At 65.3% G+C, this 450-nt stretch carries 1 protein-coding gene; it reads left to right on the top strand.

Features of this window, described 5'->3' with window-relative positions; genetic code table 11:
- Nucleotides 1-75: 75 nt before the first annotated feature.
- Nucleotides 76-450, top strand: a 375-nt coding sequence (locus tag JWG43_RS18285) for an EamA family transporter (protein ID WP_205244359.1), incomplete at its 3' end; no start/stop codon positions are given.

Raw genomic sequence — 450 nt, 5'->3', positions numbered from 1 at the left:
CATCTGTTTCATGGGGCCTCCTCATTTGCATGAAATACCATGCTGTGCCGCGCCCACTGAACTCAAGGTGAATGGATGTCACTACCCCGCCTGTTGCTGCTGACCCTGCTGACGCTCACTGCGTTCGCTGCCAATTCAGTACTCTGCCGCCTCGCCCTGTTCGAAGAGCGGATGGATCCGGCCCTGTTTACCCTGCTGCGGCTGACCAGCGGCGCCCTGATGCTGATCCTGCTGTGCCGGGTTCGCCACTCGTCGCCGCGCCAGGGAGACTGGGGGGGTGCCCTCGCGCTCATCGCCTATGGCGCCGCCTTCTCGTTCGCCTATCTCACCCTGACCGCAGGCACCGGTGCCCTGCTGCTGTTTGCCGCCGTCCAGCTCAGCATGCTGGCACCGCCCCTGCTGCGCGGAGAGTCCCTGCCACTGCGCCAGTGGGCTGGCCTGCTGCTCGCC

The organism is Desulfobulbus alkaliphilus, assembly GCF_016918545.1.
Lineage (GTDB): Bacteria > Desulfobacterota > Desulfobulbia > Desulfobulbales > Desulfobulbaceae > Desulfobulbus > Desulfobulbus alkaliphilus.
The sequence above is the reverse complement of the archived record's forward strand: the minus strand, read 5'-3'. Positions and strand labels throughout refer to the sequence as shown.